Origin of the sequence: Nocardia sp. NPDC004654 (genome assembly GCF_040609595.1) — a bacterium.
Lineage (GTDB): Bacteria > Actinomycetota > Actinomycetes > Mycobacteriales > Mycobacteriaceae > Nocardia.
On sequence record NZ_JBEXKI010000005.1, the window covers coordinates 55,072 to 71,535 of the forward strand.

At 66.4% G+C, this 16,464-nt stretch carries 12 protein-coding genes; 7 read left to right on the plus strand and 5 right to left on the minus strand.

Features of this window, described 5'->3' with window-relative positions; translation table 11 throughout:
* Positions 1 to 5 precede the first annotated feature (5 nt).
* Positions 6 to 521 carry a hypothetical protein gene (locus ABZV58_RS17730; RefSeq protein WP_355001208.1) on the minus strand — a complete coding sequence of 172 codons (516 nt, stop codon included), beginning with the start codon at positions 519 to 521 and terminating at the stop codon, positions 6 to 8.
* A 339-nt stretch (positions 522 to 860) separates the two neighbouring features.
* On the opposite strand from ABZV58_RS17730, the gene ABZV58_RS17735 reads away from it, so the two are divergent.
* Complete coding sequence (locus tag ABZV58_RS17735; RefSeq protein ID WP_355001209.1) at positions 861 to 1,796, plus strand: phosphotransferase; 936 nt, start codon at positions 861 to 863, stop codon at positions 1,794 to 1,796.
* A gap of 56 nt (positions 1,797 to 1,852) precedes the next feature.
* Here the strand turns inward: ABZV58_RS17735 and ABZV58_RS17740 are convergent, their stop codons facing one another.
* Positions 1,853 to 2,332, minus strand: coding sequence for a hypothetical protein (locus ABZV58_RS17740; protein ID WP_355001210.1), 480 nt, complete (start codon positions 2,330 to 2,332; stop codon positions 1,853 to 1,855).
* Between the two features lie 564 nt (positions 2,333 to 2,896).
* Between ABZV58_RS17740 and ABZV58_RS17745 the strand changes: the two genes are divergently transcribed.
* The 3 genes from ABZV58_RS17745 (at position 2,897) to ABZV58_RS17755 (ending at position 6,714) form a co-directional block, all read left to right on the plus strand.
* Positions 2,897 to 4,285: an MFS transporter gene (locus ABZV58_RS17745; protein ID WP_355001211.1), complete on the plus strand. Its 1,389-nt coding sequence runs from the start codon at positions 2,897 to 2,899 to the stop codon at positions 4,283 to 4,285.
* Between the two features lie 114 nt (positions 4,286 to 4,399).
* The gene (locus ABZV58_RS17750; RefSeq protein WP_355001212.1) at positions 4,400 to 5,095 is read left to right on the plus strand and encodes a hypothetical protein; all 696 of its coding nucleotides are present in this window, start codon (positions 4,400 to 4,402) and stop codon (positions 5,093 to 5,095) included.
* A gap of 122 nt (positions 5,096 to 5,217) precedes the next feature.
* Complete coding sequence (locus ABZV58_RS17755) at positions 5,218 to 6,714, plus strand: AMP-binding protein (protein WP_355001213.1); 1,497 nt, start codon at positions 5,218 to 5,220, stop codon at positions 6,712 to 6,714.
* 16 nt (positions 6,715 to 6,730) lie between these two features.
* Here ABZV58_RS17755 and ABZV58_RS17760 read toward each other — a convergent pair whose 3' ends face one another.
* From ABZV58_RS17760 to ABZV58_RS17770, 3 genes are all read right to left on the minus strand, one after another.
* Entirely contained in the window at positions 6,731 to 7,381 is a 651-nt protein-coding gene (locus tag ABZV58_RS17760) for a TetR/AcrR family transcriptional regulator (protein ID WP_355001214.1), read from the minus strand.
* A gap of 66 nt (positions 7,382 to 7,447) precedes the next feature.
* Positions 7,448 to 8,785, minus strand: coding sequence for a nucleotidyl transferase AbiEii/AbiGii toxin family protein (locus tag ABZV58_RS17765; protein WP_355001215.1), 1,338 nt, complete (start codon positions 8,783 to 8,785; stop codon positions 7,448 to 7,450).
* Positions 8,782 to 9,204 carry a hypothetical protein gene (locus ABZV58_RS17770; RefSeq protein ID WP_355001216.1) on the minus strand — a complete coding sequence of 141 codons (423 nt, stop codon included), beginning with the start codon at positions 9,202 to 9,204 and terminating at the stop codon, positions 8,782 to 8,784. Before ABZV58_RS17770 ends, ABZV58_RS17765 begins: the two co-directional genes overlap by 4 nt.
* A 937-nt stretch (positions 9,205 to 10,141) precedes the next feature.
* Here ABZV58_RS17770 and ABZV58_RS17775 point away from each other — a divergent pair.
* The 3 genes from ABZV58_RS17775 (at position 10,142) to ABZV58_RS17785 (ending at position 16,392) form a co-directional block, all read left to right on the plus strand.
* Complete coding sequence (locus ABZV58_RS17775; RefSeq protein ID WP_355001217.1) at positions 10,142 to 13,258, plus strand: GNAT family N-acetyltransferase; 3,117 nt, start codon at positions 10,142 to 10,144, stop codon at positions 13,256 to 13,258.
* 317 nt (positions 13,259 to 13,575) lie between these two features.
* Positions 13,576 to 14,874, plus strand: a complete 1,299-nt coding sequence (locus ABZV58_RS17780) for a lipase family protein (protein ID WP_355001218.1) — start codon at positions 13,576 to 13,578, stop codon at positions 14,872 to 14,874.
* Between the two features lie 258 nt (positions 14,875 to 15,132).
* A complete protein-coding gene (locus tag ABZV58_RS17785) occupies positions 15,133 to 16,392 on the plus strand; it encodes an FAD-dependent monooxygenase (RefSeq protein WP_355001219.1) in 1,260 nt (419 codons plus the stop codon).
* Positions 16,393 to 16,464: the final 72 nt, after the last annotated feature.

The window sequence follows — 16,464 nt, forward strand, 5'->3', positions numbered from 1 at the left end:
TCCGCTCAGTTCGGCGAGGTGGTGGGCGCGCCGGATTCCTCGGTGCGGCCGTCCTCTTGCGGGAGGGGCGTGTTGATGCCCAGCAACGCCCCGATCGACGCCCCGAGCGCCCCACCGAGCAGGGCGGCGGGGATGGCGACGATGGTGACGCCGAGGGCCGCGCCGAGGAGCGGGCCGACAACCAAGCCGGTCGGCAGGAACGGGATACCGACGATGAACCCGGCCGCCGCGCCCGCCAACGCGGCGGCTATCGCGACCGGCGCGGACAGTCCCGCGGCGATGCCCGCACCGATCGCCGCACCGACGCCCGCGTCCACGGCGGCGACGGTGCATTGGCGGGGATCGACGGGGATCTGCGCGCAGAATGCCTCGAGCTGCTCCTGACTCACGGTCGGCGGCGCGTCCGGCGCGGTGACCGTCTCGGTCGGACTGTCGGCGACCGGATGCGCTGGTCGTCTGTCGCCGCGGGGGTCTGCCGCAGCCGCGGTGTCGACCGGCGACTCGGCAACCGGAACGAGCACGGCCTGCGGAGGGAGTAGCCCCTGCTCGAGGCGCGTCGGTGACGTGACAGGGGTGTCATCCGGGGATGCGTTGGCTACTCCGGTTCCGAGAAGGACCGCGAGCGGCAACATGCTCGCAATCAACATCGAACGAGACCGCCAACGACCGGCTTCCGGCATTCCGCACCTCCTGGACGTGTACCTCTTAGTGCTTTCTGGCCTCGCGTATTTGTCGCACATGGCGGCGCAGATAGCTTAAGCGGCCAGGGTGCGAAGAACCGGCGCATCCTGCGTGTGTCTGGCGAATCTGTGGCTACAAAAGAACTGGCACTGGAAAGCGCCCCGCACCACGATGGTCACATGGACGGGGATGACAACAGCGTGAACCGGATTCGATGGGACGAACTCCCCGGCACCGTGCGCGCCGAGGTCGAGCACCGGTTGGGATCTCAGGTTCGCGCAGCCACCACCCAGGCGGGCGGGTTCAGCCACGGCTTGGCAGCCCGGCTCGAATTGCGTGACGGTCAGAACTTCTTCGCGAAGGCGATCAGCACCGATGACAGCCTCGCCGTGATGTACCGGACCGAACTCGAAACCGCCGCCCGATTGCCGCCAACGGTCCCCACACCGGCGCTGCGGTTCACCCTGGATACCCGAGGTTGGCTGGTCGCGGTTTTCGACTACGTTCCTGGCCGACACCCCCGGCTCGATCGACGAGCTGAGCTGGCAGCGGTGCTGGCCACGATCGAGCGGCTGGCGATCATGCTCACGCCCAGCCCGTTGCCTGATCTGCCGACAATCGTCCAGCACTACGGACGGCAGCTACAGGGCTGGAGGAGATTCGCGGAGCACGAGCCTCCTGCCGATTTGGATGGCTGGTCACGGCGCAACCTGGACGAGCTGGCCGAGCTGGAATCGACTTGGACCGACCACGCCGCAGGTGAAACGTTGTTGCACACCGACCTTCGCCCGGACAACATGCTGCTACAACCGGACGGCAGCGTCATGGTCCTCGACTGGGCGTGGCCCTGCCGCGGCGCCGCGTGGATCGATCTCGTCGCGCTCACTCCGCACATCGTCGCGCACGGAATCGATGTCGACGAGCTCCTCGCCACGCATCCAACGACCAGCGGCGTCGATCCCGCCGCGGTATCGGCATTCCTGTGCTCCCTTGCGGGCTACTGGGCTATGAAAAGCCGCGAGCCCGCGCCACCGCGATCACCCTGGCTCCGCCGGTACCAGGCCCACTCAGCGCAAGTCACGGCCAACTGGCTCAGCAGGCGACTCGGGTGGTGAAACACTCCAGCAGGCCAGTCGCGAACTCGTCGTGCACGCCGTCGGTCGATCCGAATTCAGCTCGCTCGGCGGCTCGCTCGGCGGCCGAAGTACCACGAGATCGTCGCGCTCAGGGCGGTTGGCACAAGGACGAACAAGGTGATGAACACGCCGAAAGGCGGCAGGGTCAGCGTCGGGTCGCCGATGCCGCTGACGAGCAGCATGGCGACCGCCCACACGATCCCGGCCGCGCATGCGCGGATCAGCGCGCCCGGCAAGGTTCGGTGCTGGGCGCCTGCGGGAAGTCCGGCGAGGACGACGAGCACGATCGCGGCGATGTAGGCCCAAAGGTTCACCAGCAACGCCACACCACAAATCACGCCACCGACGGCAGGGCCTCCCAAGACCTCCCACACCTTCTTCGGCAGTGAGTAGTCGGCGAAAAGCGGTGGCACCGGCGAGTTGTCAGCGGGTGAGCTCTGCGCGGTGGGGTGACTGGGCTGCATGGAGAACTCCCATAGGCCGATGGCTGCGTCGTCGGCCCAATGATGCGACATAGGCTCCATCGCTGCACAGTTCGTTGTGTATGTATCCAAAAGGATTGGCGCGCATTGCACTTCCGGACGGGTGGCGTTTGCGCTCGTGCCGCGCCCGGATGTGAAAAGCTCCGGGCGCGCGGTTCGGGCGGCGGCCAACGGCGCGAGCGGCCGATGTCGCGAAGGTGGTGCCGACAGCCGTCGGTAGGGGAGCGGTTCCTGATCCTGCCGCGCCCGGACGCAACTGACACCGAGTCCGATTTCGCGGGCGAATCTCCCGCCGATTCGCTGGGTGTCCAGGCCTGATCGGCCAGTGGGATGGCTCGAGGGCTTGCGCAGGCAGGCTTGGTTTGATAAGGCAGCGCGTCAGCGTCGGTGTCTATGCCTCTGAACTGGACATATGTCTCGGTCGTCGGTGTTTACGGGCGTTCGACGCTCGAACATGGGCCGATGCGTCGATCTAGAAAAGTGTGATTGACATTACTTCTCCACTGCTCCACACTGTTCCCACCAAACTGAACTTGGCGTCAAGTTCTACTCCACTCGATCTCGATCAGTGGACACATCTCGACCAGGAGTACGCGCATGACCGCACCACCACTGGAACCAGCCGGCACCGGCGAAACCTCCCTCGCGCCGGCCGCGGAACGCGGGCGAGCCCATCGCAAACTCCTCGCCGCCGGTCTGATCGGCAGCTCCATCGAGTGGTACGACTTCTTCCTTTACGGAACCGCCGCCGCGCTGGTGTTCCCCCACGTGTTCTTCCCGGACAGCTCCGCGCTGATGGGTACGTTGCTGTCGTTCAGCACGTTCTGGGCGGGTTTCGTGGCCCGGCCGCTCGGCGGCGTGCTGGCCGGGCACTTCGGCGACAAGTACGGACGCAAGCCCGCCGTCGTCACCTGCCTGCTCGGCATGGGCTTGGCGACCTTCCTCATCGGCTGTCTGCCGAGCACGAACGCGATCGGTGTCGCCGCGCCGATCCTGTTGGTCGCGTTGCGATTCGTGCAGGGCATCGCCTGCGGTGGCCAGTGGGGCGGCATCGTGTTGCTGCTCACCGAATCCGCGAGCCCGAAAAGACGGGGATTCGCCGGGACTTTCGGGCAGATGGGTGTTCCGCTCGGGGTGGTCCTCGGCAATCTGGTATTCCTGGTCGCGACCTCGGCGCTCTCCGCGGACGCGTTCCTGAGCTGGGGCTGGCGGGTGCCGTTCTGGTGCAGCGCATTGCTTTTCCCGGTTGTGCTCTACATCCAGACCAAGGTCGAGGACTCCCCGGAGTTCCGTGAACTTCAACAGGAAGTGGCCGAAGCGCGCCCCGACCGGGTCGCCCAAGCCCCGCTGTCGGAGGCGATCCGGTTGCACTGGCGCAAGATCTTGCTCGGGTGCGGCCTGCTCGCCGCCACCAACACCGCCTTCTACATCAGCATCGCCGGCGTGCTCAGTTACGGCACCCACGAGCTCGGCATGAAGCGCAACGACATCTTGACCGTCTCGCTGGTCGCCTCCCTGTTCGGCTGCGCGGTGATTCTCTGGTCGGGCCACCGATCCGACCGGGTCGGGCGCAGACCGCTCATCCTCATCGGCGGAATCGGTCTCGCGGCCTGGGCCTTCCCGTACTTCCTGCTGGTCGACACCGGGAAATTGCCGATGTTCTTCATCGCCATCGCCGTCGGCACGATCTTGCAATCGTTGACCTATGGTCCGCTGGCGGCTTTCCTCGGCGAGCTGTTCGAACCTCGGCTGCGCTACTCGGGCGCGTCCCTGGCCTATCAGCTGGCCGCGATCACCGTCAGCGGCGGCACGCCGTTCATCATGACGGCGCTGATCGCCAATACGGGTGGGACCACGCTCGTCTCCGTGTATTTGGCGCTGATGGGCTTGGTCACCGTCTTCAGCGCTTGGCTACTGCGGGAAACCAATCCCGCCGAGGTCCGCGCGGATCCTGACGCCGTCCCCGGCGAACAGCTCTACGCCTGAACCAATTCGGGCGTAGCGCGCAGCGACGAGCCCGCGGCCGTCGCCGAATCCGTCGCCCGCGTCATCGAAACAGCGACCGCCAACCCATCCAGATATCGATCCGAAAGTAGATTCATGAAAGTTCGTAAGTCCGTCGTGTCCGCCGCTATCGGCGCCGCCGCTCTGACGGTGTGCGCAGGCACCGTCCACGCCGAGCCCTTGAGCGTGGACATCACACCCGGCGTCAACTACACCGCCTACCAGGACGGGAACACGGCGGTGATCAGCGTCGACGCCGGCCAGTTGATCGTCGACAAGGGCAGGTTCCAGATCCGCGCGGACGACGGCACGGTGCTTGCCGGCGTGCCACTCGAGTTCAACGTCAACAACGTCGCCTTTCCCATCGACGCGCAGATCGACGGGCGCACCGCGCGCTTGACGCCGTCGCTGGACCCCGCTCGCGCCGAGACGAAACCGGTGGCACTGCCGTTCCAGGACCAGGCCCCGTGGAAGACGCCGTACGACCGCGAGGTCGCCGCGTTCTCCCGAATGGCCTCCACGATCACGGTCGCCGGTGTGGTGGGCGGCATGGTCGGAGCGGTCGGCGCCGGAGTGATCGGCTGCCTCGTCGGCGGAGCCACGCTGGCCGCGGCGACAAGCCCGCTCGCGATGATGTTCGGCGCGGGTCCGGTCGTCGGTTGCCTCATCGGCGCGGGGGCGCTGGCGCCCGTCGGCGCCCTCACCGGCGCCCTCTTCGTCGGCGCCCCGGTCGCGACGGCAGCGGTGATCCAGTACTTCACCACCATCAACGAGCCGTTCCCGGTGAAGTAGCGATCCGGCCTGCACAGCGTTCACGAGTGGTCCACGGTCAGCGACCGTGGACCACTCGTCGGCCAACCAGCTCGCGCTTCCGCTCCGGTCCCGGTCACATTCGATTTCGAAGGAATCCCACTATGGTCAACGTCTTCGATCCTGTTCGCCGCCATGCCGAAAGGGCTCCCGACAGTGTCGCGTTGCGGTCCGAGCGAATCGAGTGGAGCTATCGGCAATTGGACAGGTCGAGTTCACGGTTCGCCGGAGCGTTGGCGGCAGCGGGCCTGCGTGCGGGCGACCGGGTGCTGCTGGCCGCGCCGTCGGTGCCGGAATTCGTCGTGGCCTACCTGGGTATCCAGATCGCCGGGGGCGTCGTCGTGCCGGTGAACACGATGTCGACTCGCGCCGAGATCGAGTATTTCCTCACCGATGCCGACTGTGCGCTTGCCGTCGTTTGGCACGGCCTCGGGCCCGCGGTGGCCGAGGCCGCCGAGCGCTGGGGTATTCCGTTGTGGTTGTTGGCGCCCGGCGCGCAGCTGGCCGCGGAACCGGCCGGATGTGCCGACCGTGATCCGGGGGACACCGCTGCCATTCTGTACACCTCCGGTACCACCGGGCGGCCCAAGGGCGCTCAGTTGACCGTCGGGAACCTGCTCGCGGGCGGGGAGATCGGAGCGCTGGTCGGTCGCGGCACCGAGGCCGATCGCACCGGGACCGGGTTGCCGCTGTTCCATGTTTTCGGACAGTCCGCGGTGATGATGCCGTGTTTCACCGCCGGAGGGTCGCTGTCGCTGCTGGCCCGTTTCGATCCGGTCGCCATGCTCGCGATGCTGCGGCGCGACCGGCTGACCATCGTCGCGGGGGTGCCGACAATGTGGAATGCCATGCTGCACGCGGCCGATGCCGCAGATCGCGCCGATTTCGAACAGTTGCGCGTCGCGATCTCCGGTGGCGCATCACTGCCCGGTGAGATCGCCCGCGACTTCGAGAAGAAGTTCGGCTGCACGATCCTCGAGGGCTACGGGCTCACCGAGACCGCCGGGTTCGGTACGTTCAACGATCTCGATCGCGGGGCGAAGATCGGATACACCGGACGCGCTGTCCCCCGGCTGCGGGTCGAGGTGCGCGATCAGGATTCGAATGTGTGCCCGCCGGGCCAGGTCGGCGAGGTATTCATCCAGGGAGACACCGTGATGAAGGGATATTGGCGCAGGCCCGAGGCGACCGCCGACGTGCTGTCCGCGGACGGCTGGTTCCGCACCGGGGATCTCGGCGAATTCGACGGCGACAGTGATCTGCGCATCGTCGACCGCGTCAAGGATCTGATCATCCGAGGCGGCTACAACGTCTATCCGGGCGAGGTCGAGGAGGTTCTCTATGAGCACCCCGACGTCGTCGAGGCCGCGGTCGTCGGGGTGCCGGATGCTCATTACGGTGAGGAGATCGCCGCGGTCGTCGTCACCACATCTGGCTCGGCGCTGGACGCCGACGAGGTCTCCCGATGGACTCGGGAACGCCTTTCGGCATACAAGATTCCGCGCATCATTCGGTTCACCGATGCCTTACCCAAGGGTGCCACGGGCAAGATCCTCAAACGGGCCATCGATCGGGAATCATTGCGTGAATCGACGCGATGAGAACTCCTCGACGCGATCACACCGGCGGCGCACGGTGGACGACACCGATGCCACGCACCCACAGGGTGGACAGGGTCGCCGCGGCCGCGTCGGCGTCGATATCGACATCGGCCTTGGCCCACTGGTAACAGAATTCACGCACCATGCCGCACAGCGCCGTCGCCGCGTAATTGGCGTCGATGTCGAGGGCGGCCAGGCGGTTGTCCTGTAGCCGGATGATCATCTTCTCGGCCCGGTCGATGAACAGATCGATCTCGGCTTGGCGAAGCTCCTCGATGTCGGGGTTGAGGCCGGCGACCTCACCCCACATGAGCATCAGGCGTTGGTGATCGCGGAAGGCGAGGACGTAGGCGCGCACCGCCGATTCGATCGCCTCGACGGCGGTCCCGGGCTGGGCGCCGAGCCGCGAGCGCACCTTGGCGCGCATATCGCTGATGAGATTGAGCACCACCGCGTGGAAGATCGCTTCCTTCGACTCGAAATAGACATAGAAGGTCCCGTGCGCGACCCCGGCTTCCGCGACGATATCGGCGACCCGTGTCTCCACGTACCCGAGTCGCGAGAAGACGAGCTCGGCGACCTCGACCAATCTGGCTCGAGTTCGTTCCCCGCGCGGCGTCAACGCCGGCGCTTGCTTACCACCCCTGGTGTTCACCGATTGCGACACAGCACCATCGTCGCAAATAGCGCTCCGCGGGCAACGGCGACGGGCCCGGTGACCGCGAGAAGAGGCCTACGTCCGATCGGTTGCCGCTGGGGAGCGGCCATCGTGCGGCTCCGGCACCTCGGCGCGGTGCCAGCGCTGCAACGTCGCGGCGATGACGTGCGGGTCCATCCTCGCGGCGGCTGAACGGTCGGAGCTGCATCGGCGCGCGGCGGCGAGCCGGTCCGCGGCCTCGGTCAGCGAGCAGTCGTGCTTCTCTTGGAGGACGAGAAGCTGTTCCATGGTCGTGTGCCAGGGATGGCGTGCGAGTTCGTCGTCGAAGGACGCCGGATCCGAGAGGCAGTCTGTGATCGTCTTCGCGGTCGAGCGGAGGGACTCGGACCAGCGCTTGTGCCAGTCGGTGAAGCCGGCCGCCGCGACCGGGTCGAGGGCGATCACGAGGCGCCACGCGAAGATCTCCTCTTGGCCGGCGAGGTCGGGGCGGTCCTTGGCGAACTCGTCCCATTCGGTGTTGGTCCCGTGCTCGAACAAGCCGCACAAGGACAGGTTCGGGACCACGGTGCACAGCAGGTCCGCGTCGGGAGCGCGGTGTTCGGCCAGCAGCACGGCGTCGTACAGATCCTTGCCCTGGGGGAACGCATCGGTGCAGATCCACAGCAGCTTCCAGGCCAGGGCGAGGTCGGGGGTGGCGGCGAGCAGCGTCGCGGGCGGGCCAGGGGTGCCCAGTCGCGGGATATCGGTCCACCGCGGGGCCTGCGGCAGCGCGTCGTCGAACACGAAGTCCAGTTGCACTGTGCCTCCGGGGATCCCGGAGTCAGTCGCGGACCACGGCAGCACGAGGCGGCGGCCGGGCACCCGATCGTAGGTCCAGATGTCGTCCTCGACGGCGTCTTCCGCCCGGGCGTGGATCGGGCTGTCGGGGGCCTCGGTCGCGGCCGCGACCCGGGTGGCGACGTCCGTCAGCAGCTGGTCGGTCCGGTCGCTGTTGAACTCCCAGTCCCGCGGCAGCACAACGAAATCCAGGTCGCCGGGCTCGCGCGCCTGCTCCCCGAGCCAGGCGCGGAGCAGTGCGCTGCCGTTCAGCATGAGATCCCGAGCCCACGGGGAAGCGGCGACGGCAGCCAGCACGGTGTCCAGCGCGGCGCGGCGTGCGGCGAACCAGGCCGTCGCGATCCGCGGGTCGTCGAACCTGGGATCCGTCAGGCGCATGGCCGCGAAATGTGGCTTGGCGGCGGGGTCGAACACCGGCGTCTGGCGCACGCCATCAGCCTGGACCGGTCGCAGGGTCGGTGGCAGACCCAGCTTCGGCCTGGCCTGCTCCGTCGGAGGATCGTGTGGCACGACCGCGTCCGCCGGCCACCCCCCGCTGCCCAACCCCTTCCACGAGCGGTCCGCCTCGGTGGTCACGAGTGCTCCTCGTTCTCGTCGATCCATCCGGAATCGATGGACTCGTCACTGTCGTACACGACGAATTCTCTTTCCGCCGAGAGTATTCGGTGCTTCTCCGCCTCCAGTGCGGCCGTCAGGGCGGCACAACGGGCTGCGGCGACGGGATCACCCACCAGACGGCACCGCTGGGTCACGAAGCGCTCGACACGGCCGTCGGTGCGGACACGCCGGGCATTCACCGACAAATGCGCTGCGTGCACCCCGGCGAGGCGGGCCAAGGCGCTCGTGTCGGCGCCGGAGTCGAGTAGCAGCTTGATGTGATGCTCGAAGTAGTAGCTTTCGCCCAGTGCGACGGCCTCGGTGTCGGTGGCGGGTACCCCCGCGGCCGACGGTGCGGCCTCGATCTTGGTGCGGACCACCGGAAAACCCGCCGCCACAGCCGGTTCCGCGACGCCACGACCGAATCCCGCACCGCGACGAAGGGGCCGGACTCCCGGATGGTGAGCATGGGCTGTTCGGTCACGCGACCGCGCGCGAGCACGATGTGCACGAACTTCGAACCAGTTGCGGCGGCGTACTGTTCGAGCTTTTCAGCATCGGCGCCGCGCACTGTGAGGTGCGCTTCGAAGTCGCCGTCGAAGATCGTTGATGCGGTCACCCGGTCATGGTCGCAAAGGAAACACGGTAATGTCGCTTGGATTTCCGGTCGCCGGCATCCGTGCAGCGGCCGAACCAGCCCTCGGGGTTGCCATCGGGTTCATACCTCACATCACGCGTCGCTCGATCCGTCGATGCTCGGCCGCAACTTCGTGTTGGAACCTCGGTCCGCCCCCCGCAATCGCAGCCCCCACGTTTCATGCTGCTCATTTTCGGCCGCCATCCTCAGGGCCCAGCTTCGCCACTCAGCGCGCTGGGTGGCAATCTCTTCGCCGTTGACAATTGCGTGCCGCGACAAAAATCGCGCGAGTAGCCAGCTACCTAATTCGAGTTTCTGCCCACTTCAGGCAATCGCAGGGCTGCTCGACCTGCGGGTCGGCACGTGCGAACTGGCGGCAGCGAGATCGATGGTGTGGCGGGGAGTTGGTCGAGGAGGTGCAGTTCGCCGGTCGGTCGTGTGGGTTGCGTTTCGAGGAGTTGGTTGAGTGTGGTGGTTTGGGTGTCGAGCTCGCCCCGCGAGTACCGCTACAGCGACGAGCACTACGCCGTTTTCGTCACCGACCCGACTGCGTCCGCGGGGAATTCGGGCACGTCCCGACACCGACCCACATCGAGTCCGTCCGGGGCGGTCGGCGATGACCGGTCATCCGTTCTTGCTTCGGCGGGCGCGGATTTCGCGTAGGAAGGGGTGTTATGGCCTCGGCATTCGATCGACACTTGGACGCGTTCCGCAGCTATCAGGCCACCCCGTGGGGTCGGCTGCGGTATGAGCAGGTGTATGCCAACCTTGTCCGCCATCTGCCGACTCGGCCGTTGACAGTGCTCGATGTCGGTGGAGGGAATGGACTCGACGCTGTGCGTCTGGCGGCGCTGGGCCATCACGTGACCATCGTGGATACCTCGTCGGCGTCGCTGGCTGAGGCCGTGGGCTTGGCCGAGGCGCAGGGCTTCGGGGACCTGATCGACACCCGGTTGGCGGAGGCATCCGACGTGCTTACTGTCGCGGAGTGTGGGTCGATTGATGTGGTGCTGTGCCACAACGTGATTCAGTATGTACCTGATCGAGGTGCCGTCCTCGAGGCAATGGTGTCGGTGCTGCGCCCCGGCGGCCTGCTGTCGGTGCTGGCACCGAACCCGCTCAGCGACCCGCTGACTGCTGCGGTGCGGCGCGGAGCACTCGAGGAGGCGATGCGGCTGCTGAACACGACCAGGCGGGCATCGGTCACCTATCAGGCCGAGATCGACGGGGTGACCGCGACCGACCTGGCTGCGGAGATGGTAGCGGCCGGTCTGCAACGTCCGGTCCGATACGGGGTGCGCGCGGTGTGCGACTTGATCCGCGACGACGGGATCAAGCACGACTCGGAGTTCTTCGCGAAACTCCTGCAGCTGGAGAACCTGCTGGCCGACCGATACCCCTACGTCGAGACAGCCCGCTTCTACCATCTGATTTCGGTCAAACCCGCAGCGACAGAGCCGGTCACATCGACCGACGTCGGCGGTCGGCGTGTGGCGATGGACCTGGCCGCCTATGAACAGCGGGTGCGATCGGAGGACTGCTTCGTATGCGCCTTTCTGGAAGGCAAACCCGGCTACGAGCACCACATGGTCTACGACGACGGCGAGCACGTGGCGTTCTTGAACAAGTACCCCACCTTGTTCGGCTACGTTCTCGTGGTGCCTCGGCGCCACGTCGAAGATGTGGTCGCCGACCTGACCCCACACGAGTATCTTCGACTGCAGTCGGCCGTGCACAAGGTGGCACGCGCGGTTGCTGCGGTGACCGGCCCCGAGCGAACCTATGTGATGTCGCTGGGCTCCGTGCAGGGCAATGCCCATGTTCACTGGCACGTCGCTCCGCTCCCGGCCAACACGCCCTACGACCATCAGCAGCTGCACGCGGTCGATCCGGTCCACGGCATCCTCGACTACACCGAGACCGAAATGGCCGACCTCGCGGCGCGGATTCGTGCGTCGCTGCCAGCCGAGCCTGCGGGCCGGTTGGTGGTCATTCGCGGCAGCTCCGGCTCCGGCAAGACGACTGTGGCCAGGACATTGCAGCGGCGGTTCGATCGGGGGCGGTGTGTGGTCATTTCGCAGGATGTCGTGCGCCGAGAGTTCCTGCGGGAGAGCGATGTTCACGACGGATTCAATATCGAGTTGATCGGAGAGATCGCCTCGCTGTGCCTGGCTCGTGGGCTGGTTGTCGTGCTGGAGGGGATTTTCTCGCAGCGCCGCTACGGCGACATGCTCGATCGATTGGCGGCCAATGCAGCCGTCTCGCGGTTCTACGCCTTCGACTTGTCGTTCGAAGAGACGTTGCGGCGGCACGCGACCCGACCCCAGTCGTCGTCGTTCGGTCGCGACGAGATGCGGGACTGGTACCGCGGCTGGGATCCGCTGCACTTCGTCGACGAAGCCCGCATGGACGCCACCCAAGGCTGCGCCGACATCGCCGAGATGATCTTCGCCGACATCACCGCCTCGACCACACCATCAGCCGGGGCGGACCCCGATCGCCTCCAGCCCGATGAGCTGCCTACCGCCACCGTGGACGGCCCGGGTGGTCGCGTCGAATCGTCTCAAACACTGGTGGTGCGGTGCTGGGGCACCAGCCACACCGAGCACCTCGTGGGTGAGTCACACCGCTTGGCCGACGTCACCGACCTGCCGGCGCCAGGCTCGACGGTAACGGTCGACCGATGGCGCAACGGCGGGTTCATCGAGCGGCTGAGCACCAGCTTGACCGCACGGCTTCCCGATGTCGCCATGGTCTTCCACAATCACGGCCGCGGCGGCGCCACCTCGCGCGAGTTGCTGGAAGCCATCGAGACTGCCGATGTCGACCAAGACATCGCGCTGTTCGAGTGCGGCACCAACGACGTCTTGCGACGTCACCAGGCTCGCCTCGCCGAGGGTGTGGACCTGCAGGAGTTCACCCGCAACTACCGAGCCGCGCTCGGCCACCTCACCGCCCGCTCCCGGGTCGTTGTCTGTCTATCCTCCCCACCGGTCGCCACGCACATCGGCCCGCAGGCAGCGGCAATGAACCGCGACCTGTGCGCGTACAACCTCGCTGCCCGTGACGCGGCCCGAGACGCCGGAGCTGTGTTCGTGGACTGTTGGGGCAAATTCGTCACAGCCGCCGCACTTCTGGGTAAACGCCCCGACGACTCGTCAGCCGCGCACAGTCCGTGGATGGCCGACGGCCTGCACCTGTCGCCGGTCGGGGACGAGGTCGTCGCACGCAGCCTCGAGGCCGCCTTGGTCGACCAACACGTGATCCGCCGACTGCTTGCGCCGACGAAACAGAGCCGACAACGCCACAACACCGACGTGAAGGTCCGCCACGGCCGAGTCGAGGACATCCCCGCCTGCGTCCAGTTGCATGTCGATGTCGCCGCCGAAGGCAAGTGGATCGGACCGGAACCCCCGATCGATGAAGACGACGTGTCAGTCCGTTTGCGTAACCTCGTCTCCACCACCAAAGGGCTTCTCGTTGCCGAGCATTCATCCGCCGGGATCGTGGCCACGGGCACCGCGCATTCTGTAGCGACCGATGTCGCGTCGATCACCATGATGGTCGCCTCCAGCCACAGAGGCCAAGGTATCGGGACCGCATTGCTGGAGCAGCTGATCGACTGGTGCGGAAACAACAACGCGCACAAGGTCACCCTGCAGGTCTGGCCGCACAACCAACCCGCGATCGACCTGTACCACCGCGCGGGATTCGAGGTCGAAGGCACGCTGCGCGCACACTACCGACGCCGCAACGGCGAACTATGGGACTCGATCATCATGAGCCGCTTGCTGCCGCGCCCGCGACGGCGGTGACCACGCTCGTGAGACCTCGGAGCCGGCACGGGTAGCCAGGTTCTCACGATCGCCGTCGACGTCGCCACCGGCTAGCCACCAGGTCGATTCCGAAGGAAGAACCCGCCAGTTCAACCACCGGATCGGAACGCGGGACGTTCGACCGGCTTCGCGGCTCGCGCGTTCGAGTGCGGTCACCTGTCGGCGTGGGCGGCAGCCGCGACCGGCGCGATCTTCGTCTCCGGTTCGGGTATTCATCATGATCGGGAGATGTACTCTGACATCCATCAGGGGGATTCGCCGGGAGTCGGTCCCCACCAGGGAGGGAAGTCGGAAGCGTGGGCAGCGCCGTATCAACCTGGGGTGCAACGTATTCAGTGGTCAAGCGCGGTCAATTGCGTTCGGTTCTGATCGCAGTTTCGGTCGTGTTGTGCTTTACCGGTACTCCCATGGCGGTCGGTAGTGCGGATCCGCTGCCAACTCCGCAGAACGACCCGTTCTATACCCCGCCATCGGGCTGGAGCTCGGAGGCGCCGGGCACCATCCTGAATTCGCGACCCGTCGAGGTGGCCTCGCTAGGGCCACAGGCGCAGGACGCCGACGCCTGGCAGTTGCTGTATCGAACGACCGATACCGCCGGGCAACCCATGGCGACCGTGACGACGGTGCTGCGCCCACGAACCGGGCACGTCAAGGGATTGATCAGCTACCAGGTTGCCGAAGATGCCTCGGCCCCACAGTGTGCTCCCTCGTTCGTGCTCCGGCAAGGAGCGCCCGACAAGTACGACTCCTCCCTGGATCTCGTACAGATCGACCAGATGTTGTCGTCCGGTCATGCGATTTCCGTACCCGACTGGGAGGGGCCGCTAGGGGCTGTGTTCTCCCCGAAACAGCCGGGTTACGCCGTGCTCGACGGAGTGCGCGCCGCCGAGGGTTTCACGCCACTCGGCCTGTCCGGCATCGATACTCCGGTTGTTGTGACGGGCTACTCCGGCGGGGCGATCGCTACCGGGTGGGTCGCGCAGGTTCAACCGGCCTACGCTCCCGAAATACGACTGGTCGGTGTTGCCATGGGTGGTTGGACAGTACCCGTCGGCCCCTACCTGGAGTCGCTCGTTTCCGGTCCGTTCTCCGGTTTCCTGCCGTCGCTCCTGCCGGGCATGATGCGCGCCGATCCACATCTGGCGGCGGTTTTCAACAAATATCTGACCCCTGCCGGGCAAGCTCTGATGGCCGCGGGTGACAGCAAATGCGTGGCGCCGAACGTGGCTCAGCACGCGTTCCTGCGCATGGACGACTACCTGACGATCCCTTTTTCGCAGCTGTTCGAGCAGGTACAGGAGTCGTTTGCCGACGTGGACTTCGGCAACGTGGTACCGACCGCGCCGCTGTTCCTCTACAACGCCGTGCACGACGAGATCCTCGACATCGCGCCAGCCGACCAGGCGGTGGCACAGTGGTGCGCAGCGGGGGCGCAGATCACCTATACGCGGTACCAATTGAGCGAGCACGTCAGTCTCGCAATCACTGCGACACCCGCGGTCCTGCGCTGGATCGATGACCGTCTGGCGGGGCAGGCCGCGCCGAACGGTTGCTCGACACGCACGGTGCCGTCCATGTCGCTCGGTGGTGCATAGCGCGCCCTCGGGATTATGGGTAGATGCCCATACGGTTCGGGCACGTCCCACGGCGTCTCCGGTCGCGATCAAAGGTCGACTAAGCGCGCTATGCGGTGTGGGCTCAGGGTGTTCACAGGAACAAGGACACGGGTCTCGGGTGCACCGATGAATTCCTGGCGGATCCGTCGTCGCTACCTCTGGATACACCGACAGCGGTGGGTCGGAACAGAAACTATCGACCCGGACAGTGATTCGGCGGGGTAAGTGGGAGGCGCAGTGAGCGGTACCAGAGTGTTGGTGGCGGGTGCGAGCATTGCGGGGCCCGCGCTGGCCCACTGGTTGCACCGGCGGGGAGCCGTGGCGACCGTGGTGGAGCGGGCCGCCGAACTGCGTCCCGGTGGTCAGGCCGTGGACGCGCGCGGAGTGACCAAGGAAGTCATCCGGCGGATGGGGCTGGACCCGGCGATACGCGCGGCCTGCACCCAGACCATCGGCGCGCACACCGTGGACGCGGACGGGAACGTGCTGGAGAGCTTCCGCGTGGACGACGACGGCGGCGACGGATTCATCGCGGAGATCGAGATCCTGCGCGGTGACCTGTCGCAGGTGCTCTACGAGGACACCCGTGACGATGTCGAATATGTCTTCGGCGACCGGATCGCCGAGCTCTCCCAGGACGCGGACGGGGTCGAGGTGGTCTTCGACAGCGGTAACCGGCGGCGTTTCGAGCTGGTGGTCGGAGCCGACGGGCTGCATTCGGCGCTGCGCGCAATGGTTTTCGGGCCGCACGAGCAGTTCGTCCGCCACCTCGGGCACGTGCTGGCCTTCTTCAGCGTGCCCAACGAGTTCGGGCTCGACAAATGGCTGATCGAGTACCAGGAGTCCGGGCGCTCGGCTGGACTGCGCCCGATACAGGACGCCACCCGGGCGATGGCCATGTTCTCCTTCCCGGCGGCCGACGTCGATGTCGCTTACCGCGATATCGAGGCCCAGAAGCGGCTGCTGCGTGAGCGGATGGACGGCCTGGGCTGGTTGACCCCGCGCATTCTCGCGCATCTGGACCACACCCCGGACTTCTATCTCGACCAAGTCGCTCAGGTCGTGATGGATCGGTGGTCGCGTGGGCGGGTGGGGCTGCTCGGCGATGCGGCGTTCAGCTCCTCCCCGATGTCGGGCCAGGGCACTGGGCTGGCCTTGGTCGGCGCCTACGTGCTGGCCGGCGAGCTGGCTGCTGCCGAGTGGAATCCAGAGATCGGTTTCGCCCGCTATGAGGATCGGATGCGCTCATTCGTCGAGGCCAATCAGGAGATCGCCCAATTGAACGCCCGCAGCCGCGACATCCCCGGGTCCGATGCAGAGCCGGGCCCCGATTTCACCGGAGAGTGGTTCGCCGAGCTGGTCGAGCGCGCGATCAATGGGGTCGAACTGCCCGACTACGCGGGGCTGCCGGACTCCGGAGTCCTGGCCGAATCGCCGACTGCCTCGTCGGCCAAGCCGTGGGTGTCACATAGCGGGTCGGACAGGACAACGCTCTAGTAGGACACCGTCGCACTGCGTCCGCACATGCCGCATGGCGGGCGTTGGTCAGTCAATCGTTCCGATTGGTTG

Coding starts and splice junctions, on each gene's coding strand:
- ABZV58_RS17735 (WP_355001209.1), top strand. CDS start 861: ATGGACGGGGATGACAACAGCGTGAACCGGATTCGATGGGACGAACTC.
- ABZV58_RS17740 (WP_355001210.1), bottom strand. CDS start 2,332: ATGTCGCATCATTGGGCCGACGACGCAGCCATCGGCCTATGGGAGTTC.
- ABZV58_RS17745 (WP_355001211.1), top strand. CDS start 2,897: ATGACCGCACCACCACTGGAACCAGCCGGCACCGGCGAAACCTCCCTC.
- ABZV58_RS17750 (WP_355001212.1), top strand. CDS start 4,400: ATGAAAGTTCGTAAGTCCGTCGTGTCCGCCGCTATCGGCGCCGCCGCT.
- ABZV58_RS17755 (WP_355001213.1), top strand. CDS start 5,218: ATGGTCAACGTCTTCGATCCTGTTCGCCGCCATGCCGAAAGGGCTCCC.